The 26,100-nt window shown below is 59.0% G+C and carries 20 protein-coding genes; 15 read left to right on the top strand and 5 right to left on the bottom strand.

Features of this window, described 5'->3' with window-relative positions; all coding sequences use genetic code 11:
* Positions 1–187: 187 nt before the first annotated feature.
* From IFT84_RS07980 to IFT84_RS07950, 7 genes are all read left to right on the top strand, one after another.
* Entirely contained in the window at positions 188–7,687 is a 7,500-nt protein-coding gene (locus tag IFT84_RS07980; protein ID WP_192118122.1) for a type I polyketide synthase, read from the top strand.
* Positions 7,684–9,054 (top strand): aminotransferase class I/II-fold pyridoxal phosphate-dependent enzyme, encoded by a 1,371-nt coding sequence (locus IFT84_RS07975; RefSeq protein ID WP_192118121.1) that lies wholly within the window; start codon positions 7,684–7,686, stop codon positions 9,052–9,054. The genes IFT84_RS07980 and IFT84_RS07975 overlap by 4 nt, the downstream gene beginning before the upstream one ends.
* Before the next feature lie 7 nt (positions 9,055–9,061).
* Entirely contained in the window at positions 9,062–9,877 is an 816-nt protein-coding gene (locus IFT84_RS07970) for an SDR family NAD(P)-dependent oxidoreductase (RefSeq protein WP_192118120.1), read from the top strand.
* A 259-nt stretch (positions 9,878–10,136) separates the two neighbouring features.
* Positions 10,137–11,678 (top strand): LTA synthase family protein, encoded by a 1,542-nt coding sequence (locus IFT84_RS07965; protein WP_192118119.1) that lies wholly within the window; start codon positions 10,137–10,139, stop codon positions 11,676–11,678.
* Positions 11,644–12,906 (top strand): capsule biosynthesis protein, encoded by a 1,263-nt coding sequence (locus IFT84_RS07960; RefSeq protein ID WP_244651132.1) that lies wholly within the window; start codon positions 11,644–11,646, stop codon positions 12,904–12,906. The genes IFT84_RS07965 and IFT84_RS07960 overlap by 35 nt, the downstream gene beginning before the upstream one ends.
* A gap of 107 nt (positions 12,907–13,013) precedes the next feature.
* Positions 13,014–14,102, top strand: coding sequence for a histidine kinase dimerization/phosphoacceptor domain -containing protein (locus tag IFT84_RS07955; RefSeq protein WP_192118118.1), 1,089 nt, complete (start codon positions 13,014–13,016; stop codon positions 14,100–14,102).
* A 1-nt stretch (position 14,103) separates the two neighbouring features.
* A complete protein-coding gene (locus IFT84_RS07950) occupies positions 14,104–14,559 on the top strand; it encodes a response regulator (protein ID WP_192118117.1) in 456 nt (151 codons plus the stop codon).
* Positions 14,560–14,609: 50 nt separating this feature from the next.
* Here IFT84_RS07950 and IFT84_RS07945 read toward each other — a convergent pair whose 3' ends face one another.
* Positions 14,610–15,110 carry a ferritin gene (locus IFT84_RS07945; RefSeq protein ID WP_192118116.1) on the bottom strand — a complete coding sequence of 167 codons (501 nt, stop codon included), beginning with the start codon at positions 15,108–15,110 and terminating at the stop codon, positions 14,610–14,612.
* Positions 15,111–15,291: 181 nt separating this feature from the next.
* Between IFT84_RS07945 and IFT84_RS07940 the strand changes: the two genes are divergently transcribed.
* From IFT84_RS07940 to IFT84_RS07915, 6 genes are all read left to right on the top strand, one after another.
* Positions 15,292–15,612 carry a DMT family transporter gene (locus tag IFT84_RS07940; protein WP_192118115.1) on the top strand — a complete coding sequence of 107 codons (321 nt, stop codon included), beginning with the start codon at positions 15,292–15,294 and terminating at the stop codon, positions 15,610–15,612.
* Positions 15,613–15,642: 30 nt separating this feature from the next.
* Positions 15,643–16,011, top strand: coding sequence for a DMT family transporter (locus tag IFT84_RS07935; protein WP_192118114.1), 369 nt, complete (start codon positions 15,643–15,645; stop codon positions 16,009–16,011).
* A gap of 218 nt (positions 16,012–16,229) precedes the next feature.
* Positions 16,230–16,583 carry a MarR family winged helix-turn-helix transcriptional regulator gene (locus IFT84_RS07930; RefSeq protein WP_342212844.1) on the top strand — a complete coding sequence of 118 codons (354 nt, stop codon included), beginning with the start codon at positions 16,230–16,232 and terminating at the stop codon, positions 16,581–16,583.
* A gap of 100 nt (positions 16,584–16,683) precedes the next feature.
* Entirely contained in the window at positions 16,684–17,577 is an 894-nt protein-coding gene (purU, locus tag IFT84_RS07925; RefSeq protein ID WP_192118112.1) for a formyltetrahydrofolate deformylase, read from the top strand.
* Between the two features lie 176 nt (positions 17,578–17,753).
* Positions 17,754–18,314: an FMN reductase gene (gene msuE, locus IFT84_RS07920; protein WP_192118111.1), complete on the top strand. Its 561-nt coding sequence runs from the start codon at positions 17,754–17,756 to the stop codon at positions 18,312–18,314.
* A gap of 79 nt (positions 18,315–18,393) precedes the next feature.
* Positions 18,394–19,770 (top strand): FAD/NAD(P)-binding protein, encoded by a 1,377-nt coding sequence (locus tag IFT84_RS07915; protein WP_192118110.1) that lies wholly within the window; start codon positions 18,394–18,396, stop codon positions 19,768–19,770.
* Between the two features lie 8 nt (positions 19,771–19,778).
* Here IFT84_RS07915 and IFT84_RS07910 read toward each other — a convergent pair whose 3' ends face one another.
* The 3 genes from IFT84_RS07910 to IFT84_RS07900 are packed head-to-tail and all read right to left on the bottom strand — an operon-like array spanning position 19,779 to position 22,984.
* Entirely contained in the window at positions 19,779–20,804 is a 1,026-nt protein-coding gene (locus tag IFT84_RS07910; protein ID WP_192118109.1) for a sensor histidine kinase, read from the bottom strand.
* Entirely contained in the window at positions 20,801–21,490 is a 690-nt protein-coding gene (locus IFT84_RS07905) for a response regulator (protein ID WP_192118108.1), read from the bottom strand. The genes IFT84_RS07910 and IFT84_RS07905 overlap by 4 nt, the downstream gene beginning before the upstream one ends.
* A gap of 15 nt (positions 21,491–21,505) precedes the next feature.
* Positions 21,506–22,984: a DUF4153 domain-containing protein gene (locus IFT84_RS07900; protein ID WP_192118107.1), complete on the bottom strand. Its 1,479-nt coding sequence runs from the start codon at positions 22,982–22,984 to the stop codon at positions 21,506–21,508.
* 361 nt (positions 22,985–23,345) lie between these two features.
* Here IFT84_RS07900 and IFT84_RS07895 point away from each other — a divergent pair, with 361 nt between their 5' ends.
* A complete protein-coding gene (locus tag IFT84_RS07895) occupies positions 23,346–23,930 on the top strand; it encodes a hypothetical protein (RefSeq protein ID WP_192118106.1) in 585 nt (194 codons plus the stop codon).
* A 12-nt stretch (positions 23,931–23,942) separates the two neighbouring features.
* On the opposite strand, the gene IFT84_RS07890 is transcribed toward IFT84_RS07895, so the two are convergent.
* Entirely contained in the window at positions 23,943–24,404 is a 462-nt protein-coding gene (locus IFT84_RS07890; protein ID WP_192118105.1) for an RrF2 family transcriptional regulator, read from the bottom strand.
* Positions 24,405–24,600: 196 nt separating this feature from the next.
* Here IFT84_RS07890 and IFT84_RS07885 point away from each other — a divergent pair, with 196 nt between their 5' ends.
* Positions 24,601–26,010 (top strand): FAD/NAD(P)-binding protein, encoded by a 1,410-nt coding sequence (locus IFT84_RS07885; RefSeq protein ID WP_342212843.1) that lies wholly within the window; start codon positions 24,601–24,603, stop codon positions 26,008–26,010.
* Positions 26,011–26,100 lie beyond the last annotated feature (90 nt).

Here is a 26,100-nt window from a genome sequence, read left to right as displayed (position 1 = left end):
TCTTTTCAATACATAAAATGGTGAAGAGATAGAAAATAATTATTCACTTGTGGCCGTTTGTGAGTAATATCAATGAATCGGAGAAAGCATGGAATGTGCAACTCTAAGTTTGTGCATTTCATGCTTTTATTTTTCCTAATATTCGTGACTTGAGCTTGCCTTTTCAAATAAAGAGTTCCGCCTACAGATGAATGTACAAATAATCGGTCGTGCTTGTATTGCGGCAGGGGTTGAATCGCCGGAAGGGCTGATGCAACTTTTGACCTCCGGTGTCTGCAACATTACCGAAATTCCGGATAACCGCTGGGGCAAGGCCCGTTTCTGGCACCCTGTGCCCAGTACACCCGGTAAAACTTACAGTTACGCCGCAGGCGTGCTTGATAACATCTACAAATTCGATCCCGCTCTGTTTGGTCTTTCCCGCCGCGAGGCCATGACAATGGACCCGCAGCAACGGCTGTTGCTGCAATTGACATGGCGCGCGTTTGAAGACGCCAATATTGATCCGGCGACGTTGATCGGTGCGCGGGTCGGGGTGTATGTCGGCGCCTCCAGTCTCGACCATGCCAATTTGGTCAGCGAAGACCCCGCTTCCGGCGGTCCGCATTTCATGACCGGCAATACGCTGTCCATCGTTTCGAATCGTATTTCGCACATCTTCGGGTTGAGCGGCCCGAGCATGACCATCGATACCGCCTGCTCCTCGTCACTGGTGGCGATGCATCAGGCGGTAGAAGCTATCCGTTCAGGGGATATCGATACGGCGATTGTGGGTGGCATCAATGTGCTGGATCACCCACTGCCATTTGTCGGCTTTGCGCAGGCGCGCATGTTGTCGCCGGAAGGTCTTTGCCGCGCCTATGATAATCACGGTGAGGGTTATGTGCGCGCCGAAGGCGGCGCGGTGCTGATCCTGCGCAGCGAAACAGCGGCAGCGAATGCGGGCGACCGCAGTTTTGCAACCGTGGTTGCAACAGGTGTCAATTCTGCGGGTCGGACCAACGGCATTGCCCTGCCATCACGCGAGGCACAGGCGGATCTGCTGCGATCCATCTACGATGGCAATGCTATTGATCCGGCGCAGCTCGCTTTTGTGGAAGGGCATGGCACTGGCACCAAGGTGGGCGATCCCGCAGAAATCTGGGCCATTGGCACCGTGCTGGCGGCTGGGCGGGATACGCCGTTGCCGGTCGGCTCGGTCAAATCCAATATCGGCCATCTGGAGCCTGCCTCGGGCCTGTTCGGGGTGCTGAAGGCGATGCTGTCGCTGGACAATGATCTGTTTCCCGCGACGCTGCATGTCGATGAGCTGAATGACGATATCGACTTTGACGCGCTGAATGTGAACGTGCAAAGCACACCGCTGGCACTGCAACCATCGGAGCATATGCGCTATGCCGCCATCAACTCCTTCGGTTTTGGCGGGGCGAATGCGCATGTGGTGATTGCCGATGCGCCTGAAGCAGCGGACTTTCCGGTGCCTGACCAGCCTTCGCAACCGGTGTTCATTGCTAGCGCCCATACGGGCGACAGTCTGCACGGGCTACTGGAAAGCTATCGCACCCTGCTGGCTGAAAGGCCTGATGAGGCACAAAACATCATTGCGGCATCGGGTGCCAACCGTCCATTGCTCGCGCACCGTTTCGTGGTGGCGGGTGAAGCGTCGGATGTGATCGATAGCATTGACAGCCATTTGTCCGGCACGGGGCTGGGGCTTGCTGAGTTCGGGGAAATCCCGACGGTCAAGGGCAAGCTTGCCTTCGTCTTTTCCGGCAATGGTGCGCAATGGGCCGGGATGGGAATAGAAGCCTATCGCCACAATGACAGCTTCAGAAACGTCTTCGACAAGATCGATGCGGTGTTTCGCAACCATGTTGGCTTCAGTCTGGCCGAGCGACTTCACGATCCGGCACTGGAAACGGTCATTACCGATACGGAGGTGGCACAGCCTCTCCTTTTTGCCATTCAGGTTGCGCTGTCTGATACATTGATCGCCGGTGGCCTACGCCCGGATATCGCCTTCGGTCACTCCATCGGCGAAATCGCTGCCGCCTATACATCCAGCGCCTTGACGCTGCCCGAAGCAGTGGAGATCGTCGCGAAGCGCTCTGCGCACCAGAGCCGGCTCAAAGGCATCGGCACCATGGCCGCCGTGCTGCTCAGCGCCGAACAGGCCGCCGCCTTTGCAACGGATAACGGGCTCGATCAGGTGTGCGTGGCCGCCATTAATTCCGCCGGATCGGTCACGATCTCCGGCCCGGTCGAGGATATCAAGACGTACCGTGCCCTGGCGCGCAAGGCCAAGATTGCCGTGCAGCCCTTGGATATCAACTATCCGTTCCACCATCCGGCCATCGACCGGGAGCGTGAAGCCTTTCTGGCCGATATCGGTCATTTCCAGCCGCAGGCCGGAACGGGAATGTTCGTGTCCACCGTCACAGGGGGGCCGCTCTCCGGCTCACAACTGGATGCGGCCTATTGGTGGCGCAATGTGCGCGATCCGGTACAGTTTCTGGGTGCGACGCTCGCGGCGCTCGATGCCGGCTGCACGGTGTTTGTGGAAATTTCGCCCAAGCCCGTTCTGTCCTCCTACTTGCGTGATAGCGCCAAGACGGCTGGAGTTGCTGCCAATATCGTTTCTACGCTGTCGCGGACGGATGCATCTGGCGATCCCGTGCGCCGGGCGCTGGCGCGCGCCGTAGCGCACGGGGCAGGGCATGATCCGCGCACGCTGTTTGGCGCGCGCAACGCGTATGTCGGCTTGCCTCCGGTGCCCTTCGATGCGGTGGAACTGCACCCGACCATCACCAGCGACCGCATGGATGTGTTTGGCCGCAACGCTGAGCATCCCTATACTCTGGCGGGCTGGCGCACCGATCCGCAGAGCGGTAACTGGAAGAACCATGTGGATGCGCACCTGTTTCCCGATCTGGCGGAGCATGTGGTAGACGGTATCTCCATTCTGCCGGGAAGCGGCTTCATCGATATTGCCGTTTCCGCCGCTCAGCACTTCTTCGGCGTGACGGAGATCGAGGTCAGCAATCTGGAAATCCTGCGTTCGCTGGAACTGTCCACCGAAACCATGATGGAAGTGTCAACGGTGATTTCGCCGGAGACCGGCGATATCGAAATCCGCTCCCGCGAACGCCTGAGTGACGACGACTGGGCGCTGCACGCCGTTGGCCGAGTGCGCAAGCGCACCGATGCCCGCTTTGAAACCGTGCCCACACCGATGACCGGCGACGACGTGGAAGAGGTGGAGGCCGATGCGGCCTATGAAACTGCGCGCCGTTTTGGACTGGATTATGGACCACGGTTCCGGTTGCTGTCGCGTGCGCGGTTTCACACCGGTGCGTTCGAGGCGGGTAAATTTGAGGCGGGGCGGGTGGTGGAGGTCGATCTTCTGCCGCCCGGTGCCAACGGCCACCCGATGGTGACCTACGGCCTGCATCCCATCTCCGTGGATGCGGCGTTTCACGGCCTCGTCGCGCTGTTCGGCCAGATTGCGGGCGAAGCGGACGGTGCGCCCTATATTCCGGTGCGCTTTGGCGCGGTGCGAATTGCCGGCGCGGGGACCACGCCGATTGTCCGGGCGCTGATCGAGATCGAGCGCGTCAGCGCCTCCTCGGTCAAGGCCAATTTGACCTTTATCGACGCGGACGGGCAGATCCGGGCAACGCTGACCGATTGCCGCTTCCGCCGAACCTTCCTCACGCAGAAGAAAACGCTGGCGGATCTGTCGGTGCATTACGAGGGCATCGCGTCCACGCTTTCCCTCGCGCCACGGCCCCGCGAAGGTGTGCCCCACAGCCTGCGGAAGCTTCTGACCCTGCCGCAGCCAGTGCAAAGCGATGATGCAACACTGTTTGCCGATGCCGCCATTTTGCGCGGCGCACATGATCTGGCGCAGCGCATGGCCGGACCTGATGGGCAGATCGATGCGCATCTCTCGCACGAGGATTTTGCACTCCGCTGTTTCCTGACCCACTGCCTGTACCTGCTGGAAGATGCGGGTCTTGCCACCAATAGCGATGGTATCTGGACACTGGCACCCGACTCCGACCTGCCAACCGTGGCGGAAGCCTTGATCGAACTGCGCAACGTTGCGCCGGAGCGCACCGTGGAAGCGGTGTTGATCAATAATGCCTATCGCGATGCGACGGAGCGGCTGACAAGTGGACTGACTGGCGAAGCGGCTGATAGCACAAGTGCTGCAAGCTTCAGCCATCAGACAGCCCACTCGCCTATGGCAGGCCAGTGTGTGAACCTTGTGGAACAGGGCCTGAAAACGCTGCTGACAGCACGCGAAACGCCGGTTGGTTCCGTGCTGGAACTGGGCAGTGTATCCGCCTCAGCCACCCGCCGCTTTGGAAACCTTGCGCGCTCCCACAATGCACGGCTGCTGGTGCTGGAACCGCGCGAGGCAGCGCGGCGCGAACTGGAACTCGCTTTCGAGAATGATCCGCACGTTTTTGTCCTCTCGCAGGACGATCTGGAGACCTGCGGCCCTGTCGATGCGTTGATCAGCGCATCCAGCGCGCTGTTTGCCAATTTGATTGAAAATCTGGCGGTGCGGAAATTTGTCACCGACAACCGCTCCTCGCTCCGTACAATCATTGCGGCGTTGACGGCACCGGGCCGGTTCAGCGATTTCGCCTTCGGCCTGCGCGACGGCTGGTTCAGCCGCAGTCAGCTCTCTGAATTTCCCATCGGGCAGCTTGCAACACACGCGCAATGGCAGGAGGGATTGTCGGGTCTGGGCCTGACAGATTTCACCGTCGATGAGGTGGAAACCGCCTGCGGCCGCATCATTGCGCTGGAAATGCGCAGCAAATCGGCCCTGCTGACGGCGGTGGAAACCCACCGCGATACCGTGCATGTGATCAGTAATGGCAACATGCTCTTACCGCAAGCTGACGATATCGTGCCGGTCAGCCTGCCCGAAGCAACCGATTTCGAGGGAATGAAATCCGCTTTTGCTGCCTTGCTGTCAGACCCAACGCAAACCCTGCGGCTGGTCTATCTGCCATCACAAACCGAGGATGCGCAGGACCCCTCGCTTGCTCTTCAGAACCATGTGCAGATTTTCAGTGCGCTGGCTGAGGCGCTGCGGGAAACCGCGCTTGAAGCCAAGCTGCCGCCTGTGCAACTGGCCGCGTTGCTTGCGGGCGGTGCCCCGTTGGCGTCCACACAAACGCCCTCTGCCACCCATTCCGGGCTATGGACGTTTCTGCGCGTGCTGCAAAATGAAGTGGATGGCCTGACGGTAACGAGCATCGACACCAATGTCGATGATGCACAACACGCCATTGATATTGCCCGGACGGTTCTGTCAGCAGACACGCAAAATCGCGAATGGGTGTTTGACGCCCACACCGGTGCGGGCCGGGAAGTGCGCGCCGTGTCCGGCTCCGCCTCAGGTCAGGCCACCACCACCAGCGACTTTGCGGCAGCCACCATTGCCCAGACGGCCAGCGCGCAGGTTTCCAGCATCGTCTGGCAGGCGTGTGCGCTGCCAGTCGCGGGTGAGAACGAGGTGGCCATCAAGGTGGCTGCAACGGGGCTGAACTTCCGGGATGTGATGTGGGCCATGGGCCTGCTGCCGGAAGAAGCGCTGGAAGACGGTTTTGCCGGTGCCACCATCGGCATGGAGTTTTCCGGCGTCGTGTCCGGTGTCTGCTCCGCTGTGCGGGATTTGAAAATCGGCGACCGGGTGATGGCCATTGGCGCATCGGCCTTTTCCACCCACGCGGTTGTCAACCGTGCGGGCGTGGTCAAGCTGGATGATGCGGTCGATACCGTCGCAGCCGCATCGCTGCCGGTTGCGTTCCTCACCGCCTATTATGCGCTGGTGGAACTGGGGCGCATCCGCCCCGGTAATACGGTGCTGATCCATGGCGCTGCGGGCGGTGTGGGGCTTGCTGCATTGCAGGTGGCCAAACACAAAGGCGCAACGGTGATTGCCACCGCAGGCTCGCCGGAGAAGCGGCACTTTCTTGACATGCTTGGGGCTGATCACGTCTTCAACTCCCGCAGCCTCTCCTTCGTGCAGGATGTGAAGGCGGTGACAGGCGGCGCGGGTGTTGATCTCGTGCTGAACTCGCTGTTTGGCGAGGCGATGGAACAGAGCCTGTCGCTGGTCAAACCCTTCGGGCGGTTTCTGGAACTCGGCAAGCGCGATTTCTATGCCGATAGCAAAATCGGGCTCAGACCCTTCCGGCGCAATATCAGCTATTTCGGCATCGATGCCGACCAGTTGATGGTGTGCGAGCCGGAGTTGACGCGGCAATTGTTTGCCGACATTGGCGCCTTGTTCGCGCAAGGGGCCTATCACCCGCTGCCAACACGTGCCTTCGCCCATGATGAAATTGCCGATGCTTTCCGGCTGATGCAGAATGCGGGGCATATCGGCAAAATCGTCGTGCTGCCGCCAGTTGCGGGCAAAGATAGGATTGCCAAAGCGTCCCAAGGACAGTTCCGTGTCGATCCCGACGGTGTGCACCTCGTGGTAGGCGGTATCGGCGGCTTCGGCCTTGCCAGTGCGGAATGGCTGGTTGAAAAAGGCGCGCGCACCATAGCGCTCTGCTCGCGCCGGGGCGTTGCGGATGCCGAAACGCAAGCAGTGATCGACAAATGGAAGCGCCTTGGCGTTAACACCGTCATCGACGCGGTGGACGTGACCGTGGAGGCGGAGGTCGCAGCGCTTCTCACGCGCTTGCGGGCCATCGGGCCACTGAAAACGATTATCCACGCTGCCATGGTTCTGGATGATGCTTTGCTGCGCAACCTCACCCGCGAGCGCAACCGCGCCGTCATCGCCGTCAAGGCAAGCGGAGCGACGTGGCTGGATCAATTGACGCGCAACGATAACCTTGACAACTTCATCCTGTTTTCGTCGGCCACGACACTCATCGGAAATCCCGGACAGGCCAATTACGTGGCCGCCAACGGCTATCTGGAAGGACTGGCGCGGGCCCGGCGGGCAGAAGGCTTGCCAGCCTTGGCCATTGGCTTCGGTGCCATTGCGGACAGGGGCTATCTCGCCGCCAATGCGCAGGTGGGTGATGTGCTGGCCAAGAAGATCGGTAAGCTGGCGCTGACGGCCCGCACAGCGCTCAATATGGTGGAAGCCACCATGCGAGCCACCTCCCATGACGTGGAAGAGGGCCGTGACGCGGAAGATGGCGTGGTGATGATTTCGGAACTCGACTGGAACGCCGCGCGCGCACTCCCGGTGGTGGGCAGCCCGTTGTTTGAGGTGATGCTGCGCGGTGCCCGTGATGTGGCGGGTGTTGACGGTGCCATCGACGTGGCGGCCATGATTGCGGGCAAATCCCAGCAGGAGGCAGAAACCGTTCTGTTTAACCTGGTTGCCGGTGAAATTGCCGGAATTTTGCGCGTTTCGCGCGAAAGCATAACGCCCGCCAAGGTGCTGAAGGATATCGGCCTCGACAGCCTGATGGCGGTGGAGCTGAACATGAACTTTCAGAAAACCACCGGCATCGAACTGCCGCTGAGCGGCATTGGCGATAGTACCACGGTAACCGATCTGGTGCGTAAGCTTTACGACCGGGTTGCCAGCCGTGAAGGTGATGAGGATTCGCCAGCGCGGGATGAAGACCGGCTGATTCAGGATATGGCGCGTCAGCATGTCGATACCGATGTGCGTCAGGTGGGTGCGGCATGACCGGCGCGCGCGAAGCCCTGCTTGCCCGTATGCGCACCATCAACCGCGATGCGCGCACAAACGATATGGAACGCGTGCAGACGACCACGCGGCCCGTGCGCACACAGATGGGCTTTGCAGACCTGCCGGACTATAAAAAAGTCATGGTGCAGCAATTGGCGGGCGAGCATTTCGGCATCGAGAATCCCTTCTACCGTGCCCATGATGTCGGCGCGGGCGCCACGACCGTAATCAACGGCCAGCCGCTGATCAATTTCTCCTCCTATGATTATCTCGACCTCAACCACCACGGCGAGGTGCTGGCGGCGGCAAGCGACGCGATGGCGCGCTATGGGATGTCGGCATCCGCCAGCCGGTTGGTGGCGGGCGAGCGGCCCCTCCACGCGGAACTGGAACGGGCACTTGCCGGGCTTTACGGCGTGGACGAAGCCGTGTGTTTCGTTAGTGGGTATCTGACGAATGTCGCCGCAATCAGTTGTCTGGTGGCCGCTCCCGATCTCGTCATCCACGACGAGTTCATCCACAACAGTGCGCTGGCGGGCATTGGTCTTTCCGGTGCAGCACGGCGTTCGTTTCGCCATAATGACGTGGCCGATCTGGAGCATATTCTCAACACGCAAAGCGGGCAGTTCCGCAATATTCTGGTGATCGTCGAGGGCGTGTATTCCATGGACGGCGACGTTACCCCGCTGCCCGACATTATCGCCCTGAAGAAAAGCTACGGTTTCTGGTTGATGGTGGATGAGGCCCATGCGCTAGGCGTGCTTGGAGAAACCGGGCGCGGCACGTTTGAGCATTTCGGCGTTGATGCCACCGATGTGGACATCTGGATGGGCACACTGTCCAAGACCACATCGAGTTGCGGCGGCTATATCGCGGGAAGCGAGGCGCTGGTTACGCTAATGAAGGCCAGAGCCGGAGGCTTCGTCTACAGCGTGGGGCTGGCCCCGGTGCTGGCAGGTGCCGCCATTGCCAGCCTTGCCGTGCTGAAACGCGAGCCGGAGCGCGTAGCCGCGCTGAAGGCCAATGGACGCCTGTTCAAGCAGACGGCGGAGGCGGCAGGGCTGGATACGGGCTTGAGTGAAGGGCTGTCGGTGGTGCCGGTGCTGGTGGGCGATTCCATGCGCGCGGTGCAGCTTTCCAATGAACTTCTGGCCCAAGGCGTCAATGCCATGCCAATCATCTACCCGGCGGTGCCGGAGGGCATGGCGCGGCTGCGGTTCTTCATCACCAGCGCGCATACGCAGGACCAAATCCACGAAACCGTGCGCTTGACGGCGGCAGCACTGGCCCGGTTGCGGGAGCAGAATTTCGGCCCCAAGGCACAGGATCTCATCGAGATTGCCGCCAGCCTGCAACAGCTTTGAGGAGCACGTGCACACGCTCACGAACACGCCTCGGCATGTCATCATTACCGGCGGTTCCAGTGGGATCGGGCTGGCTCTGGCAGCGTTGTACGGGCAGCAGGGCGCCCGCATCACCCTGATTGCCCGCTCTCCTGAACGTCTTGCACAGGCCGCTGAACGGCTGGTTGCCTCGGGTGTCGTCAATACCGCCATCGAGGCTGCGGATGTAACGGATGAGGCAGCTGTGGCAACGGCAATTACCGAAGCACAGGTACGGTTTGGGCCGTGTGATCTGCTGATCACCTCCGCAGGGCTGGTGGAACCGGCAGCGTTCGAGACGCAATCGAGCGCAGATTTCGACAGCCAGATGCAAACTAATTTTTCCGGCACTGTTTATGCGGTGCGGGCGGTTTATCCGGCTATGAAGGCGCGGCGCGCAGGCCATATCCTGATGATTTCCTCCGGGGCGGCCTTGATCGGCATCCACAGCTACAGCGCCTATTGCGCCTCGAAAGCGGCCCTCCACGGCTTTGCCGAGGCCCTGGCGACGGAAGCACGCCCTGCGGGTGTGGGTATTTCCATCTGTTGTCCACCTGATACGGATACGCCACAACTGACTGCTGAACGGCTGAAACGTCCCGTGGAGGCCGAAATGCTGATGGGTGCGGCGCGGGTGTGGACGGCGGACGCTGTAGCCCGGCGGGCGGCACGAGGGTTGGAGCGAGGTGAATTTGCCGTGTTCTGCGGGGTATCGCTGACGGCGCTCGGATATTTCGGTTCACTGGTCAAACCGGTCCTGTATTGGCTCTACAACCGCCGCCTGCTGGCGAGGAGGCCCCTTTGATGGTGGCGCGTGGCCCCGTGTGGGTGGATTCCTGTGACAAGCACAGGAATGAGGGAGGAGGGGGTGGTGGCTTTGTCTTGGAGATTCGTGGTGCAGGAAACCGTCAGGTCGGCGGAAAATTCCGCCCTGTACCCAAGACCATAGGCAAACGCAGAACTCTCCCTGCCGCCCCTCCATCTCTCCCCCCTCATTCCTGTGCTTGTCACAGGAATCCACCGACACGGGAACACTCTCCCCACCCAACCGGACACGCGCGGCCATGACCCCGGTTCTTCTCACCCTCTGCTGCTACGCCGTTGCCGCGCTCATCGTATTTGTCACAGACTCCTTTGCCTTGCCCGCCAACCGACGCAATCGGACCCAAAAACGCACGATCACCGACACGCTGGCGCGGTTGCCGATCATCGCGCTCGTCTTCCTGTTATTCTTCTCCTTTTCCTGGCGTCCGATCTATGCAGCGGCTGGAACGATCAGCTTTTTTGTGATCTTCACAGGCATCTCGCGTGCGAAATACGAGTTTATCCGGGAACCGCTGGTCTTTTCGGATATCGCGCTGGTGCTGGATGTTTTCAAACATAAGACCCTCTTCTACGCCACCCGGCTCAACCTTCTGTTCTGGGCCGTGGCACTCACCTATGTTTTCGGTGCAAGCGCGCTGTTCATGGTGTTTGAGCCGCACGTAGCCCCGATCCACGGACGTGGACTCGCTGTCGCTCTTGTTGTGCTGGTGGCGGGGGTGCCATGGCTCGCGCTGTTTTACCCGCCCTATGCCAAAGCCCTTTCCCGCAGCGCGGAACGGTTGCTCGGCTCTCTGGATGTGCTGGCCAACACGCAGCGGTTCGGTACCTTCGCGTCCGTCGTCTACCATTTTCTGGTTTGGCTTGGAAATGGCCGCGACGATCGTGTTCGGGACAGTCTCAGCGTTCCTCAAGACGTTTTTCGAGTGGACGCAAGCCAAAGAGCACCGCTGGTCATCATCTGGCAATCGGAATCCTTTATCGATTTGCGTCATTTCGGCGTTCACCTGAACCTGCCCACCATCGACTCTCTGCGCCGCCGAGCGGCGCAGTGGGGACGGCTGACCAATATCTTTGAAGGCGGCTATACGTTGCGCACGGAATTTGCCGTGCTGACCGGCCTGTCCCCGGACCAAACCCATGCAGATGCCGGATATCCCTATCTGCGCGCGGGGCATTACTCTGCCGTTGCATGGCCAACCAAACTGCAAAAGGCCGGTTGGGATACGCATTTCGTGCATCCATACGAGGCGACTTTTTTCATGCGCCACAAGGCCATGCCACAGCTTGGCTTTGCACATGTCCGTATGCTTGATGCTTTCGCCCACGACGAGACACGCGACGGTCTCTACGTTGATGACGCAACCCTGACTGACACCGTGCTGGACCTCGCAAGACACCAGACCGACGATCAACCCGCCGTCATTTTCGCGGCATCCATGGAAAACCACGGACCATGGGAGGCGGAGCGACGCCCTGGACTCACCGATCCAGTGGATATCTATAGGGACATCCTTCAGCGGTCCGATGCTGCCCTTGGCCGGTTGGTCAGCGAACTGGATGCCTTCGAGCGGCCTGTCTGGCTGGTGTTTTACGGTGACCACGCACCGCTGCTCAAAGCCTTTGCCGATCCGTTCACCGATCCCCGTACCGATTATCTCATTGTTCCATTGGGGACAGCCCGCCACCCGGACACCGTCGAACCAACGGACGAGCATCCGTGGCAACTGCTCTCCTCCCTGTTTCGCCATGCCGGTTTCATCGAGCCAGCCAATGCCGGGTGAGGGTCGCGTCTTTCTGTTCCTGCAAGGACCATCGTCGCTGTTGTTTTCGGATATTGCCGATAACCTTGCCCGGCTTGGCAATACCTGCCTGCGCATAAACCTCAATCTTGGTGATCAACTGTTCTGGCGGCGCAAGGGTGGCATGGCCTACCGGGGCAGACAAAAGGACTGGCCTGCCTTTATCAACCGATTTCTGGACGAGAACCATGTAACCGATCTGGTGCTGCTGGGGGAAGAGCGGCCCTATCACCGCGTTGCCTGCGCGGCGGCGGCCCGCAGAAACATCGATATCGCGGTGGTGGAAATGGGATATCTGCGGCCAGACTGGATTGTGCTGGAGCGCACGGGCATGTCGTCCAACTCACACTTCCCGGCCGACGCCGATCATATTCTGGCCGCCGCAAAACATCTGGAGGAGCCGGACTTCACCCGGCGCTATATCCAGACCTTTACGCGCGAAGCACTGAGCGATCTGGCCTATAACCTGCCTGCTGCGCTGGGGTGGTTTGCCTATCCGCATTATCGCTTCCACGGGCTGTATCATCCGCTGCTGGAGTATGCGGGATGGGTGCGCAAGGCTTTGCGGAAAAGACACACAGTGGTATTGGACCGGTCCGCCCCGACCTTTCTCTATCCGCTGCAATTGCAGACGGATTTCCAGCTTCGCGCGCATTCTCCTTTTGGTGATCAACAGGCTGCTATCGATCTGGTGCTGGAATCCTTTGCGCGGAGTGCGCCTGCTGATGCGATACTGATCGTCAAGCAGCATCCGCTCGATCCTGTCCTGTTCGACTGGGAAACCTATATTCACGAAAAAGCACAGGCGCTGGCCATTGCCACCCGGGTTCGCTTCGCCGATGGCGGCGCTCTGGACCCGATGATTGCGGTGAGCCGCGGCGTGGTCACGGTCAATTCCACCGTGGGGCTCACGGCCCTGCGGGCGGGCAAGCCGGTGCGGGTGCTGGGCTGCGCGGTGTTCGACGTTCCGGGGCTGACGGACCAGCAGCCGCTGGACCAGTTCTGGCAAAATCCGCTGCCGCCGGATGCGGACCTGTGTGCCGCGTTCATCCGGTTGATTGCTGCATCCATCCATGTTCGGGGCAATTTCTACTCGCGGGACGGGGTGCGGAACGCCGCGCGCGATATTGCGCTTCGGCTGCATACAAACACTGTGAATCAGCCCGGCGGCTATGTCGCCGACCTACCGCGAAAGCAACCGAAAAAATGATGGGTTATCCACACGGAAACCAAAACTTCTGGTGGTAGGCGAGGGAACAACGACAGAGGTCTAACGTTTGGGTTCACTTGATAAATGAGTAAAAGGTCTTCGCACGCATGAAGCAGAAGGATGATTGGCAGCTGACGGAGATGCTTGGATATGAGCATGGCCGGGGTGATCCGTTTGCTGCGGCCGTGCGCGCCACACGCATGGCCATGGTCATAACCGATCCCAGCCAGCCCGATAATCCCATTGTATTCGTCAACGAAGCGTTTCAGGAACTGACCGGTTACAGTCTTGATGAATGCCTCGGCCGCAACTGTCGTTTTCTACAGGGGCCGGATACGAATATGGAGGTCGTTGACCAGGTTCGCCAGTGCGTCAAGAACGGCACGGATATCGCGGTTGACCTTCTCAATTACCGCAAAGATGGAACCACATTCTGGAACGCGCTGTATCTGAGCCCGGTCAAAGGGCGGGATGGCAATATTCAATTTTACTTTGCTTCGCAACTGGATGTGAGCGAGCGCGTAGAAGCGCAGCAACAACTGATCAACCAGAAAGAAATTGTTGATCATCAGGTCAGCCGTCGCACGGCCGATCTGGAAGCTGCACTGGAAGCGCAGACCATGCTGCTGCATGAGGTTGATCACCGGGTTAAAAACAACCTGTCTGTTATCGGCTCGTTGATCCGGCTACAAATCCGCGAGGCGGATGAGCCTGCGACCCGCGCTGCGCTGCGCACCACAATGGAACGCGTCGATGCCCTGGCAGCGGTGCATCGGCGGTTGTATCAAGCCAATGACGTGCGCTACTTCGACGTTTCCTCCTTTGCACTCAATCTGGTGCAGGATGCGATCAGCACCGGGCGCGACCGGCAGATTTTTCTGAAAACCAGCGTTCAGCGGGCAGATTTGCCGTCGCAGCAGGCCGCCTCTGTGGGCCTCTTGCTGAACGAGATTCTGCTGTATCTGCTTAGCAGCCGGGTCGGGGTGCACAGTATGCACCTGTCATCGCAACACGAAGACGATGGGATCACCATCGTTCTGGCCAGTGAATCGACACTCGCCATGCAGCCGCTGGAAGCTTCGGCCATCAGCAAAACGCTCATCAAGCGACTGAGCACCCCATTGAACGCCCGCGTCGACTGGTCTGTGACCCGCACCGGCCATTCGGCAAGCGTTTACATACCGAGAAGTGAGTAACATGGTTACGCGTCCAAAACCGCCGTTGAACGTCATCGTCGTCGAAGATGAGCCTCTGATCGCGCTGGATATTGAAATGATGGTGGAAGATGCGGGACATACCGTTATTGCGGAGGCAACATCGCTCTATGACGCGGAGGCGTGGAGCAATGATCTTTCTCCACATCTGGCTTTTATCGATGTTCAACTGGCACGCCAGACCAGTGGGCTGGATGTATCCAAGCTGATACAAAAGCGCTGGCCCGATACCATCATCGTTTTCGTGACCGCCAACCCCAAAATTATTCCGGACGGATTTGACGGTGCTCATGGCGTTATTCCAAAGCCACTGTCGCGCAGTGGCTTCATGGCCGCCATGCAGTACTTACAGAAAGGCGTGTGCGACCCGCCACCCACGGTTATGCAGCCCAACAGCTTCACGGCATCGCCTGCCTTCGCGGCGACGTGGAAAGTGTAGCTATTTGATCATATCCGGCGAACACCCGTTCACCGGATATGCGGCAAACGCTATTCGTGCTTGTCCGCAAATTTGCCGATCTCGCGATCGATCAGATACAGTGCGTTCGGACCATCGCCAATCAGATTGATTTTGGCGAGGACCGCGCGGCACAGCGTGTTTTCCTCATGCTGCTCATCGACGAACCATTGCAGGAATGAGAGCGTAGCGTGATCGTTTTCAGCCCGTGTCAGGTCAACGGCGCGGTCATAGGCTTGGGTTACAGCCATTTCCTGTTCCGCCACGAGGGTAAAGAGGCCCTTGACATCGTTCGCCAAGATTTGTGGCGCGGGAAGCGCGCCGAATGTCACGGTCGCGCCGATATCGTTCATATAGCGGAACAGCTTGTGCATATGTTCCATCTCTTCCGCCGCGTGTTTCAGCAGAAAACGGGTGCAACCGTCCAGATCCCGAGCGGCGGCCCAGGCGGCGGCCTGCAGGTAGTTGTGATGGGCACGCAGTTCTCCGTTCAAGAGTTCTGTCAGTGTCGCTTCAATCTTATGGTTCGCCATAACTTGTCCTTGTAGTTCAGTTCCGCGCGCATCATTACATGCTAATGTATTGTCTTCAAGACCAATGCCTCATGTTCTATATGATTGCGCATGCAAATAAGTTGACGAAAGCTTGGTCCCGAGATATGTATGTGCATGCAAATGATTTGCTATCTGTTAGTGATCAATGGAGACAATATCGATGAACTGGTTTTATCTCGCCGTAGCAGTGATCTTTGAGATCGCCGTGGCCATTTCTGCGGGAAATGCGAAAGGCTTTACCAATCTGAAATGGACCATTGCCACGCTGGTCAGCGGCGCAATTGCTACCTTTTTCCTCAGCCTCGCACTTCTCTCCTTTGATGTGGGGGTTGGGTATGCACTTTGGACGTCGATTTCCGGTGTCGGGATTGTTGTTCTGGGCAGTTTGTTCTTCGGGCAACATCTCACGTTCCAAAAGATCCTCGGCATTCTCCTGATCATTGGCGGAGTTGTCGGCCTGCGCCTGAGCGGAGCTGCGTAGGTTCATGTTTTACAAATAGAAAGGGAAATCATGACAGACAAGACGATTGGTAACGGGCGTGCATGGGCGCAGTTGATGCTCGCGGGGCTATTTGAAGTCGGCTATGCGCTGAGCGTGGCAGGCAGCAAGGCGTTTACAGTGATGGGGTGGTCAGTCGCCGCGATCCTGTTTTTTCTCGCCACGCTTTACTTCCTCAGCGCCGCCTTACGGTTCATTGACGTGGGTATCGGTTATGCGGTCTGGGCGGGCATAGGCTCCGTTGGCGCGGCAGCGTTGGGCAGTGTGGTCCTGGATCAGCCTCTGAGTGGCACAAAGGCATTGTGGCTCGCTGTCATTATCGCCGGTGTTGTCTGGTTGAAGTTGGCCGATAGCGCGAAGCTGAAAGCTAGCCCTGCGTGAATGAACCTGGAGCATTTCCAGTGAAAACGGAGCGGTTTTCACGGTCGGACAATGCGATAAAACAGCTCTAGGCCCGCTTGGTCTACCTCACCAGCGGGCCACCTCTTGAGTTTATGCTTGCATGCCCATACATATGCACGGTGCAAACTGATGGGAGGCTTTAGGAAATGTCGGGAACGAGCGACGCTTGGTTGAACCTAACCCATGCGGTCGCCGCTGTGGAAGCGGATCTGGGGCGGTTCTTGCAAAGACAGCATGGACTTGGGCTGTCGGAACTGCGAGCACTAAAAATATTGGCGAAATCGCCAAATAACGAACTTCGCATGCAGGACTTGGCAGCGCATATGCAATTGAATCAAAGTTCGGTTTCGCGCATGGCCGAGCGTTTGGAACGTCGCGGGCTTGCGCTGCGTGACCTGTGTCCGGATGACAAGCGCGGAGTTTATACGGTTTTGACCGATGCGGGACGGGACTGTCTTTCCCGCGCCGAGGGCGATTACGACGCGGCGCTGAAAGATTTAGTAAAAACCCATCGCCTTGATGCGAATATGCTGACAATCAAACAGACGTAAACATCATTTTGTCGCAAGCGTCGTAGCGGGTTGCGTTTTTTCGCAGTTGCTTGCAAAAACCTTGGCCTACACTGCTGCAAACTGCACCAAGGGGCCAACCATGACTTCTCCAAATACCCATGTTTTGACGGTAAGCTGCCGGTCCACCCGGGGCATTGTCGCGGCCATTTCAGGCTATCTGGCCGAGAAGGGCTGCAACATCGTTGATAGTTCGCAGTTCGATGATGTCGATACCGGCAATTTCTTTATGCGCGTCACGTTCATCAGCGAAGAGAATGTGGGGGAGGAGGAGATCGAATCCGGTTTTATGCCCATCGGCGAAAAGTTCGGCATGGTCTACAAGTTTCACGATTCGGCTGAGCGCATGAAAGTGCTGCTGATGGTCTCGCGTTTTGGTCATTGCCTCAACGATTTGCTCTATCGATGGAAAATCGGCGCGCTGCCCATCGATATCGTTGGTGTGGTCTCCAATCATTTCGATTACCAGAAGGTGGTCGTCAATCATGATATTCCCTTCCACCACATTCCCGTGACGAAGGCCAACAAGGCAGAGGCTGAAGCGCGGTTGATGCAGGTGGTCGAGGAATCCAATGCCGAACTCATCGTGCTGGCTCGCTACATGCAGGTTCTGTCTGATGCCGTGTGCAAGAAAATGTCCGGGCGCATTATCAACATCCACCACTCCTTCCTGCCGTCCTTCAAAGGGGCAAACCCCTACAAGCAGGCATACCAGCGCGGGGTGAAGCTGATCGGCGCCACCGCGCACTACGTGACCGAGGATCTGGATGAAGGCCCAATCATCGAGCAGGATCTGGCCCGCATTACCCATGCGCAAAGCCCTGATGATTACGTATCCATTGGCCGGGACGTGGAGAGCCAGGTATTGGCCCGCGCAATTCACGCACACATTCACCACCGTGTGTTTATGAATGGCAACCGCACAATCGTGTTTCCCGCAAGTCCGGGAAGCCATGCTTCTGAGCGGATGGGTTGATTATCATTCAGCCGGTTTGCGGCAAAGGCCGCAAAGACGGAGGATTTTTTCAGGAACTGCGTTCAGAACGAAACATAGGTCTCTGTAGTCCAGTCATTCACTAGATAATATCGGGTGTAAGACAGCGCGGCCCAACTGGGACGCCTGTCCCCATACGCACCTGAAGGGAATTAGGAATGTCTCGTCTCACGCTCGTTGGCCTTGTTGGCAGTTACAACCGGCCTTCCAAGTCTGCGGCGCTGGTGGAAACCATTGGCCAGTTGGCTCAGAACCGGTACGGGCTTGCTACCGAGATCTATGATCTGACGGATGTTGGCCCCTCGCTCGGTCTTGCCCAGTGGCCCGATCAACTCGACGCGCAGGCAAAGAATATTGTGCAGCGCGTGGTGGATGCCGATGTGCTTGTGATCGGCTCCCCCACCTACAAAGGCAGCTATCCCGGCTTGTTCAAGCATTTTATTGACCTGCTGGATCCGCTGGCGCTGCGCGGCAAGCCGGTATTGCTGACAGCAACCGGTGGCGGCGACCGTCATGCGCTGATGGTGGAGCACCAGCTTCGCCCGCTCTTCGGCTTCTTCATGTCCCATACACTGCCAAGCGCGGTTTACGCGTCGGACCGGGATTTTGAAAATTATAAGCTGACATCGCAGCCCGCACTGGCGCGCGCGGCGCAGGCGGTAGACGAAATCGCGGCCTTTGTGCCTGTGCTGCACCGGGATGTGATTGCCGCTGAATAACGCTACAATCGATAAATGCCGTCAGCGATCCGCAGAAGGTCGCGGCTCCACAAAGAGCCATCTTCAGGGGATACGAACAATGTATGATGTTGCCATCGTCGGGTCTGGCTTTTCAGCCATTGCTGAGTCCATCCATTTTCTGCGGCTGTTGCCGCCGTCCGCCTCCATCGTTGTGGTAGGGGATGATCCGGGCTTTGGGCGCGGAACGGCCTACCGCACCGAGCTGCACGTGCACCGGCTGAATGTGGCTGCGGGCCGCATGAGCATATTTCCCGATGAGCCCGACGACTTCTGTCTGTGGCTACGCGAGCAGAACCGTGATGTGCCGCAGGACGGGTTTGCCTCCCGCGATGATTTTGGTCGCTACCTGCGAGACCGGTTGGCGGGACTGCTGCGCAACCGTGAAAATCGGCCCACACTGCATTTCATCAAGGCCAAGGCAAAAGCCTGCGATGTGTGTACGCCTGAACGCGCGGTCTTTCAGCTTGATAACGGGCGCACGCTGGAAGCGGCCAATGTGGTGCTATGTTTAGGCGTGGGCAATGCCGAGCTGCCGGTAGAACCCTCGCTTGGCGAGGAAGATGAGCGGGTGGTGCGCAACCCCTGGCGTCTCGGCTGGCTGTCGCATGTGGGGGCAACGGATCGAATCTGTATTCTTGGCTCCGGCCTGACCATGGTGGATCAGGTGCTGGCGCTGCGCGCCCATGGGCATCGCGGCCAGATCGAGGTGCTCTCACGCCGGGGGCTGGTGGCCCATCCGCATCTCGAAAGCAAGATTGAACCCGTTGCGCCGGACCTGCCGCCTTCGCGCGAGATCAGCCACATTCTCGCCGCGCTGCGCCAGACTGCGCGCACAAGCGGAAGCTGGCGCGGCGTCATGGACGGCCTGCGGCCCCTGACGCAAGGTTTGTGGCAGGATTTGTCGCGCGCGCAGCGCAGCCGGTTTCTCCGTCATGGACTGGCCTGGTGGAACATTCACCGGCACCGGCTGGCCCCGGAAGTCTCGCGCCAGCTCGAAACGCTTCTCCAGGATGGAACGCTCAACGTCCACAAAGGCTTCTTACAGACGATAGAGCCGGACGGTGAGCATCTCTCCTTAAGCTTTCGCCCGCGCGGTGCAGCGCAAAGCACCACGCTGAACGCCGATTGGGTGATCAACTGCACCGGCATGGAGCGGGCGGGCATTGCCCACTCCCCCCTGCTGCGCCAGATGCGCGACGATGGCCTGATCGCCAGTGCCGATCTGGGACTGGGCATCTGCGTGGACCGCGATTCTCGGGTGTTGAATGCCGAAAAGGAGCACCAGCCCAACCTGTTTGCGGTGGGTGCGCTGACGGCGGGACAATTCTGGGAAATTACGGCCGTGCCGGATATCCGGGTGCAGGCCAAGAAAGTGGCCGAAGCCATCTCGCACCGGATACACGCAAGCCAGGCGCTGGAGGAAACGGCGGCCTGATTGATGTTCTATCGGTTGCTGCCTGCCAGCGGCACCGCAATGTCGAAGGCTGCGCCCGGGCCATGTGAGTCGATCAGGTGAACCGTGCCGCCATGGGCACCCAGCATGGCGCGCACAATATCCAGCCCCATTCCAGTGCCGCCGCTGTCACGTCGTGTGGAAAAGAACGGCTGAAAAATGCGCTCGCGATTGGCGGCGGCAATGCCGTGGCCGTTGTCTTGAAGCGTGATGCGCAGTGTCGCGCCGTCACGCTTGGCGGTCAGTGTCAGCGTGGTTGCGCCGTGCTGCGCGGCATTGTCGGCCATATTGGTGAAAATGACACCCGCCGCTTCGCTCGACAGAGCCATGAAAACGGCCGTATCGCCTGATGCGGCAATATCAAGGGCCGGTATGCGGGTGCGCAAATGTGAGGTGATTTCGTTAAGGCTGGTGTGTCCTTGCGGGGCAGCCAGTTCGGTCTGTGCCAGTTCGCGCAGGCGGAGCAGCAGCCCATTCAGGCGGTCGGCATCGCAGATGATGTTGTCCAGAAACTGCTGTTGCTGGCTCGCCGACATAACGCCATCCTGTGCATCATCGCGCAGCAGTTCCGCTGCACCTTTGATGGCGGTCAGCGGTGATTTCAGCTCGTGCGAGACATGTGCCGCAAAGGAGCGGACGTAATCGGAATGATCGACAAGTTTCCCGGCCAGATCGAGAAAGCTTTGCGTCAGCAAAGCGATTTCCCGCGTGCCGTAGCTGTCGAGGGGGCGGATAGCGCCACGTCCGCCCCGGCTGATGGCATCTGCGCGTGCAATCAACCCATGGATGGGCGCGGTAATGGTGCGCGACAGCACATAGGCAACCAGAAGCGTGAGCAGCAGAACAGCCATGAGTGCGCAGAGTTCCGTGGTTGTCATCGGGCTGGAGCCTAATTCCACCGCCCGAAACCACACCAGCAGCAACACAGGCAGCGCCATCACGGCCAAAAGCACAACGGAGACGATCAGGGCCAGTGCTGGCCGCCATTTTAGTTTAACGCGGGGGCTGGGCTTCATGGTTGCGCGCCTGTCTGCGCCAGCTTGAACCCGATGCCGTGAACGGTGGCGATGATGCCCGTTGCGCCCGCCGCTGTCAGCTTGGCGCGGATGTTGCGGATATGGCTGTCAATGGTGCGGTCGGCCACATAGGTGTGAGCGCCATAGGCGGCTTCCATCAATTGCTCCCGGCTGAACACACGCTCCGGGCGGGCCAACAGCGTTTCCAGAATGGCAAATTCCAGCGCGGTGAAGGCGATGGCAAGGCTGTTGAAAGATACGGCCCGCCCGGCACGATCCAGCCGAAGGGACCCACAGGACAACGCATTTTTGGGCGAAATGCTGCCGTGCGACCGTTTCAGAATGGCCTTGACCCGCGCCACCAGTTCACGAGGGCTGAAGGGCTTGGTCACATAATCGTCCCCGCCGATTTCCAGCCCCAGAATGCGGTCAATTTCATCGTCGCGCGCCGACAGAAACAGGATTGGCAGGGCTGACAGCGCACGGATCTGGCGGCAGACCTCCAGCCCATCCATATCGGGCATGCCAATATCCAGCACGATCAGGTCTATGCCGCCTTTGCGAAAGGCCATCATGGCCTCGCCGCCGTTGCGCGCGGTGGTGGTTGCCATGCCGGCACGCTCCAGCGCAAAGCAGATAACGTCGCGAATATGGGGTTCGTCATCGACGACGAGAATGCGCGGCATAAGGCTGCTCCGGTTTCACTCGTCCTGTTTACGCATATGCTCATCCTGTGCAAAGGGGGCAGTGGTGGCAAGATAGGTGTTCAGTCGCTGCCTTTGCCATGTCCAGCTGCGCCAGCCGGAGACATCCCTATGAAAGTCATCGAGCAAATCCTGACGAAATGCGCGTGCGGTATCGATTGTGTCTAACGCATCGGGCGGCAAAATCGAGATGTAGCGATCCAGTGCCGGAATGGCAGATGGGCCAAGCTCGTACATGTGACCAATGTCCAGTTTACAGTTTTTGCCGCTTCGTTCCACGCAATGAGCCACATTGAAGCGGGCGATGAAGCCCGAGCGGTCAGCCAACGTATAACCGTAGATCGTCAGCGCCAGCGTCAGCGTGCTGTACGCGATTAGCCAGGTGTTGGAGCGGCGCAGGTGGATCCGCAGAGATATCAGGCCGAGGCCGACTGCCACGAGGCCCATCCAGACCGCTGCATTCAGCCGCATATGTGTCAGTGCATAGGTATCCACGTAAAGATCGAGCCGCAGGATGGAGGAGATGCACAGAAAGATGTTCTGGCAGATCCAAAGCGTCACCAGAACGCGGGCCAGTCGATTGTTCTCATCCGGACCGTCCGGGCGCAGCGCCACCAAAACAAAACCAGCAGCAAGAAGCGCCGTGACGAGCAGAGAATATGCACCACGATGGGCGTATTGCGCGTATGTCATCCCCTCCGGCAAAGCCGCGCCGCCCCAAAGATAGATGCAATCGAGTATCGTTTGTACGGCAAACAGCAGATTGAACAGCACAAGGCAGCGCACCAGCAGGCCGGACGAGTGAGTGACCTTGGTCATTGTCTTCGGTTTTCTGCGGTTCAGCAGGCGGGGCCACATAAACGCACAGGCAAGGCTGAAAATTAGCAGCCAGAACAGGATGCGACCAATTTCCAGAAAGCGCAGCAGGACATCGAAGCGAATTTCTTTCAAAATAATTTCAAAAAGTGGATTGGCTGACAGAAACAGAAGCAGAAACACGCTGGTAAACCCAACCGGCAGCAGCCAAAGCCGCACCGTCCGACGCAGCCTGGACGTGAGCACCGGGTTTGCGCGACTTTTGGGTCTTGGCATGCAGGCTTGGATCGTTCGCCATGGCAGACCGGCCACAAACCGGAACAACAGAAAGGGAAACTCGATCCACTGTCGTGGCGATAGGCCTGCCTTGATCAGTGCAGTGAACGTCACGCCGACAAGGCTGGTGATGATGGCAAGACCGGTGGTTTCCTGCAAAAGCGGCGCGCTCGCCAACAGGCAAAAGGCAAACAGGAGCGCTTCATTGACAAGCGGATAGCGACGTCGTCCTAGAAGGATGAGGGTGAGCGACAGAAAAGCGGCGAAGATGAACAGATTAAGGCCCGGCTGATACCCGAAGATCAGGAAATCCGCGATGGCCACCAACCCGAACGCAGCAGCAAAGCGCCGGGTGGTTATCGGGATTGCGGTTATTGGCTGCATGATTGGCTGTTTCCCACGGAACGCGCAATGATGGCGAGCCGCGGCGAGGGCGGTATCGGCACCGGTCGCGGACGTTCTGCCAGCCACCATCCATCGGTGCGCAGGCCGTAAGGCAGGGTTGGAACGAGGGGTGAGGGGGGTGTGTCATGTGATATGCTCATGGCGCAGGAATGCGCCGCCCGCGTGCAGATTTTGTGCAGAGCGGCTGCATGTTTTCAGGAAAATGCTCAGGGTCGGTTACCGATGGCCAATTCACCGATTGCCCGCTAGACCGAAGGCGATGCACCCATGAAATTATAGTGTTGCACAATTTCGTGCGCCCTGTTTCTCTGTGTCACCAAAGATGAGGACGCGCAAAAGCATGGCAGCACCCGATCCAGAGTATTTTGCCCACGTGCGCACCATCATGGGTATGATTCTGGGCCTCAGTCTGGCGCGGCTCGTCAATGGGTTAACCCGGTTTGTGCAGCACCCCGGCACCATCCAGATCTATCCGGTGCACATCGGCTGGGTTATCTTCATGCTGATTTCCACCGTGCATTTCTGGTGGTACGAATTCCACCTCTCGCTGGTGCGGGAGTGGACGTTTCCGATTTATTTCTTTCTGATTGTGTACACGATGAGCTTCGCGGCGCTGACCGCACTGCTGTTTCCGGACCAGATGGGCGGTTATAACGGATTTGAAGACTACTTCCACACCCGGAAAAACTGGTTTTTCGGGCTGTTGGCCATCACGACGCTTCTGGATATCGGCGATACCATGATGAAGGGAGAGGCCTATTACCAGTCGCTGGGCCGGGGCTATCCCATCCATCAGGTGGTGTTTTTTGTGCTGGCCGTCAGCGCCATGCAGATCGCCAACAAGCGGTACCAATTGGCCCTTGTGTGCTTTGCCAATATCTACCAGATCACCTGGATTCTGGACACCTATGATGTGTTGCAGTAACGATAGACGCCGCTATTCGCCAATCAGCGCCCTGCCAAATTCGCTCGCCGTGCCGCTTGAACGCTTCGCCACCATCTGTTCCAGCGTCATATTGTCCAGCACGGAGGCAATGGCGTCACGCACGTCGGTCATGGCGTGACGCACCTGACAGTCCTGCGGGTCATGACAGTCGCTGCAAGGCTCGAACGCCGTTGTACTGGCACAGCGGATAGGCGCCAGCGGACCATCCAGAATGCGCACCGCTTGGCCCACATAAATCTGCGATGCGGGACGCGACAGAGCGTAGCCGCCACCGGGGCCCTTTTTGGACCGAAGAATTCCACCTTTGCGCAGTTCCAGCAAAATGGCATCCAGAAACTTCTTGGAAATATTGTTTTGCAGCGCAACATCGCTGACGAATGCCGTTTTGCCCGGCTCCAACCGCGCAAGATGGATCAGCGCCTTCAGCCCGTACTTCCCTTTTTTCGTCAGCATGTGTGCAAGAAATCCCGTCAGTGTCAAAGGACGGCCCACCGATATCGGACAGCGGCTTGCAATTCAATGCAACAATAGACGTGAACTCTGGCGGAAGGAAGTTTCTTTCTCCAGTGAAACTATAGAATTATCTCTTGCCCAACGGACGGCGTCCCGGACTACAGTGGCAAATCGATTCCTGGCAGATGGCGTATCCGTGACAAATTCTCTCGTGCAGACCAAACCCGTGTCCCAGACAGTTGCAATCCTTGGCGGCGGCTTCAGCGGTGCCGCGGTGGCCTATCATCTGGCGCTGGGAGGGCGGGAGCACACTGATATTACCGTGTTTGAACCGCGCGAAAGCATTGGCAAAGGGCTGGCCTATGATACGGCAGACCCGTCACACCGCATCAATGTGCCCGCAACCCGCATGAGCCTGTTGCCCGACGACCCTGACCACTTTGCACGCTGGGTGGAACAGCAGGCGGTGGTGGCTGACGACCCCGATGCGGCCCGCCCCAATGGCGATGTGTATCCGCGCCGTGGTGTGTTCGGCGCCTATGTGCATGACCAGCTATCGCCCCTGCTGCAAAGCGGCGCTGTGCGCCACGCCCGCACCGAAGTCCGCAGCGTGACCAAAATCGGAGGCCCGTGGGAGGTGACAGCCAGTAATGGCGAAACCGTCATTGCCGATGTCGTGGTCATCGCAACGACGCATCCCGCACCCTCTGCGCCGCTTCGGCTGGCACAGGTGTTGGCGCAGCATCCGCGTTTTATCGCTGATCCGCTGGCGCCGGGGTGCCTTGATGTCATCCGCCCGCAGGACCGTGTTCTGATCGTGGGCAACGGATTGACGTCCGCCGATGTCATTGCCTCGCTCACGCGCCGGGGGCATACGGGCAGTCTTGTCTCCGTTTCGCGCCGGGGTTTAAGGTCGCGCGGCCACGCCCCGTTGACGCAGGAGCCGTTTGGCGACTTTCTCAACACGCCCGCAAAGACGGCGCTGGAACTGCTGGTGCGCATCCGCGCAGCGATCCGCGACGCGGGAAAGTCAGGGCTGACATGGCACGCCGTCATCGATCAGGTGCGCATAGGCGGGCAAGAGATCTGGAGCCATCTGCCCGTACACGAGCGCCGACAGGTGGTGCGCCACCTGCGACCGTACTGGGATGTGCACCGGTTTCGCATCGCGCCACAGGTGGAAGACGTGATCAACACGGCGCTTGCCGAGGGTCGGCTGCAGGTGGAGCGCGCCGGTATTGGCGCGGTGCGCACGTCCGGCGAAACCATTTTGGTAACACTGGCGGGCAGGGGTGCGCCGGTGCAGGAACTGGCGTTTGATGCGGTGGTGGTAACCACGGGTCCGGCCCACGGTCAGATTTTCGGCCAGTCCGGCTGGCTGCGCCAACTGGCAGCGGACGGCCATGTGCATCTGGACCCCACAGGCCTTGGCCTTGCGTGCAACGCACGCTCGCAGGCGCTGGATACAAAGGGCGAGCCGGACAAAAGCCTGCTGATCGCCGGACCGCTGGCGCGAGGATATTTCGGCGAGCTGATGGGGCTACCGCAGGTCAGCGAACATGCCGTGCTGGTGGCCCAAACGGTTGCGGATGCAATAAGCGATTAAGAGATTGCATGACGCACTTAGAAAAGTCCTGACCCAAAGCAGGCAGTGTCTTCTCTCGCACACGCGGCTCGATATCAAGATCAGGGACAA

This window comes from Rhizobium sp. CFBP 8762 (genome assembly GCF_014841565.1).
Lineage (GTDB): Bacteria > Pseudomonadota > Alphaproteobacteria > Rhizobiales > Rhizobiaceae > CFBP-8762.
The sequence above is the reverse complement of the archived record's forward strand: the minus strand, read 5'-3'. Positions and strand labels throughout refer to the sequence as shown.

Excerpts from the sequence above, each read along its gene's own strand:
- IFT84_RS07915 (WP_192118110.1), top strand. The coding sequence starts at position 18,394 with ATGTATGATGTTGCCATCGTCGGGTCTGGCTTTTCAGCCATTGCTGAG.
- IFT84_RS07965 (WP_192118119.1), top strand. The coding sequence starts at position 10,137 with ATGACCCCGGTTCTTCTCACCCTCTGCTGCTACGCCGTTGCCGCGCTC.
- IFT84_RS07950 (WP_192118117.1), top strand. The coding sequence starts at position 14,104 with ATGGTTACGCGTCCAAAACCGCCGTTGAACGTCATCGTCGTCGAAGAT.
- IFT84_RS07895 (WP_192118106.1), top strand. The coding sequence starts at position 23,346 with ATGGCAGCACCCGATCCAGAGTATTTTGCCCACGTGCGCACCATCATG.
- IFT84_RS07945 (WP_192118116.1), bottom strand. The coding sequence starts at position 15,110 with ATGGCGAACCATAAGATTGAAGCGACACTGACAGAACTCTTGAACGGA.
- msuE (WP_192118111.1), top strand. The coding sequence starts at position 17,754 with ATGTCTCGTCTCACGCTCGTTGGCCTTGTTGGCAGTTACAACCGGCCT.
- IFT84_RS07910 (WP_192118109.1), bottom strand. The coding sequence starts at position 20,804 with ATGAAGCCCAGCCCCCGCGTTAAACTAAAATGGCGGCCAGCACTGGCC.
- IFT84_RS07980 (WP_192118122.1), top strand. The coding sequence starts at position 188 with ATGAATGTACAAATAATCGGTCGTGCTTGTATTGCGGCAGGGGTTGAA.
- IFT84_RS07960 (WP_244651132.1), top strand. The coding sequence starts at position 11,644 with ATGCCGGTTTCATCGAGCCAGCCAATGCCGGGTGAGGGTCGCGTCTTT.
- IFT84_RS07940 (WP_192118115.1), top strand. The coding sequence starts at position 15,292 with ATGAACTGGTTTTATCTCGCCGTAGCAGTGATCTTTGAGATCGCCGTG.
- IFT84_RS07905 (WP_192118108.1), bottom strand. The coding sequence starts at position 21,490 with ATGCCGCGCATTCTCGTCGTCGATGACGAACCCCATATTCGCGACGTT.
- IFT84_RS07955 (WP_192118118.1), top strand. The coding sequence starts at position 13,014 with ATGAAGCAGAAGGATGATTGGCAGCTGACGGAGATGCTTGGATATGAG.
- IFT84_RS07900 (WP_192118107.1), bottom strand. The coding sequence starts at position 22,984 with ATGCAGCCAATAACCGCAATCCCGATAACCACCCGGCGCTTTGCTGCT.
- IFT84_RS07935 (WP_192118114.1), top strand. The coding sequence starts at position 15,643 with ATGACAGACAAGACGATTGGTAACGGGCGTGCATGGGCGCAGTTGATG.
- purU (WP_192118112.1), top strand. The coding sequence starts at position 16,684 with ATGACTTCTCCAAATACCCATGTTTTGACGGTAAGCTGCCGGTCCACC.
- IFT84_RS07975 (WP_192118121.1), top strand. The coding sequence starts at position 7,684 with ATGACCGGCGCGCGCGAAGCCCTGCTTGCCCGTATGCGCACCATCAAC.
- IFT84_RS07890 (WP_192118105.1), bottom strand. The coding sequence starts at position 24,404 with ATGCTGACGAAAAAAGGGAAGTACGGGCTGAAGGCGCTGATCCATCTT.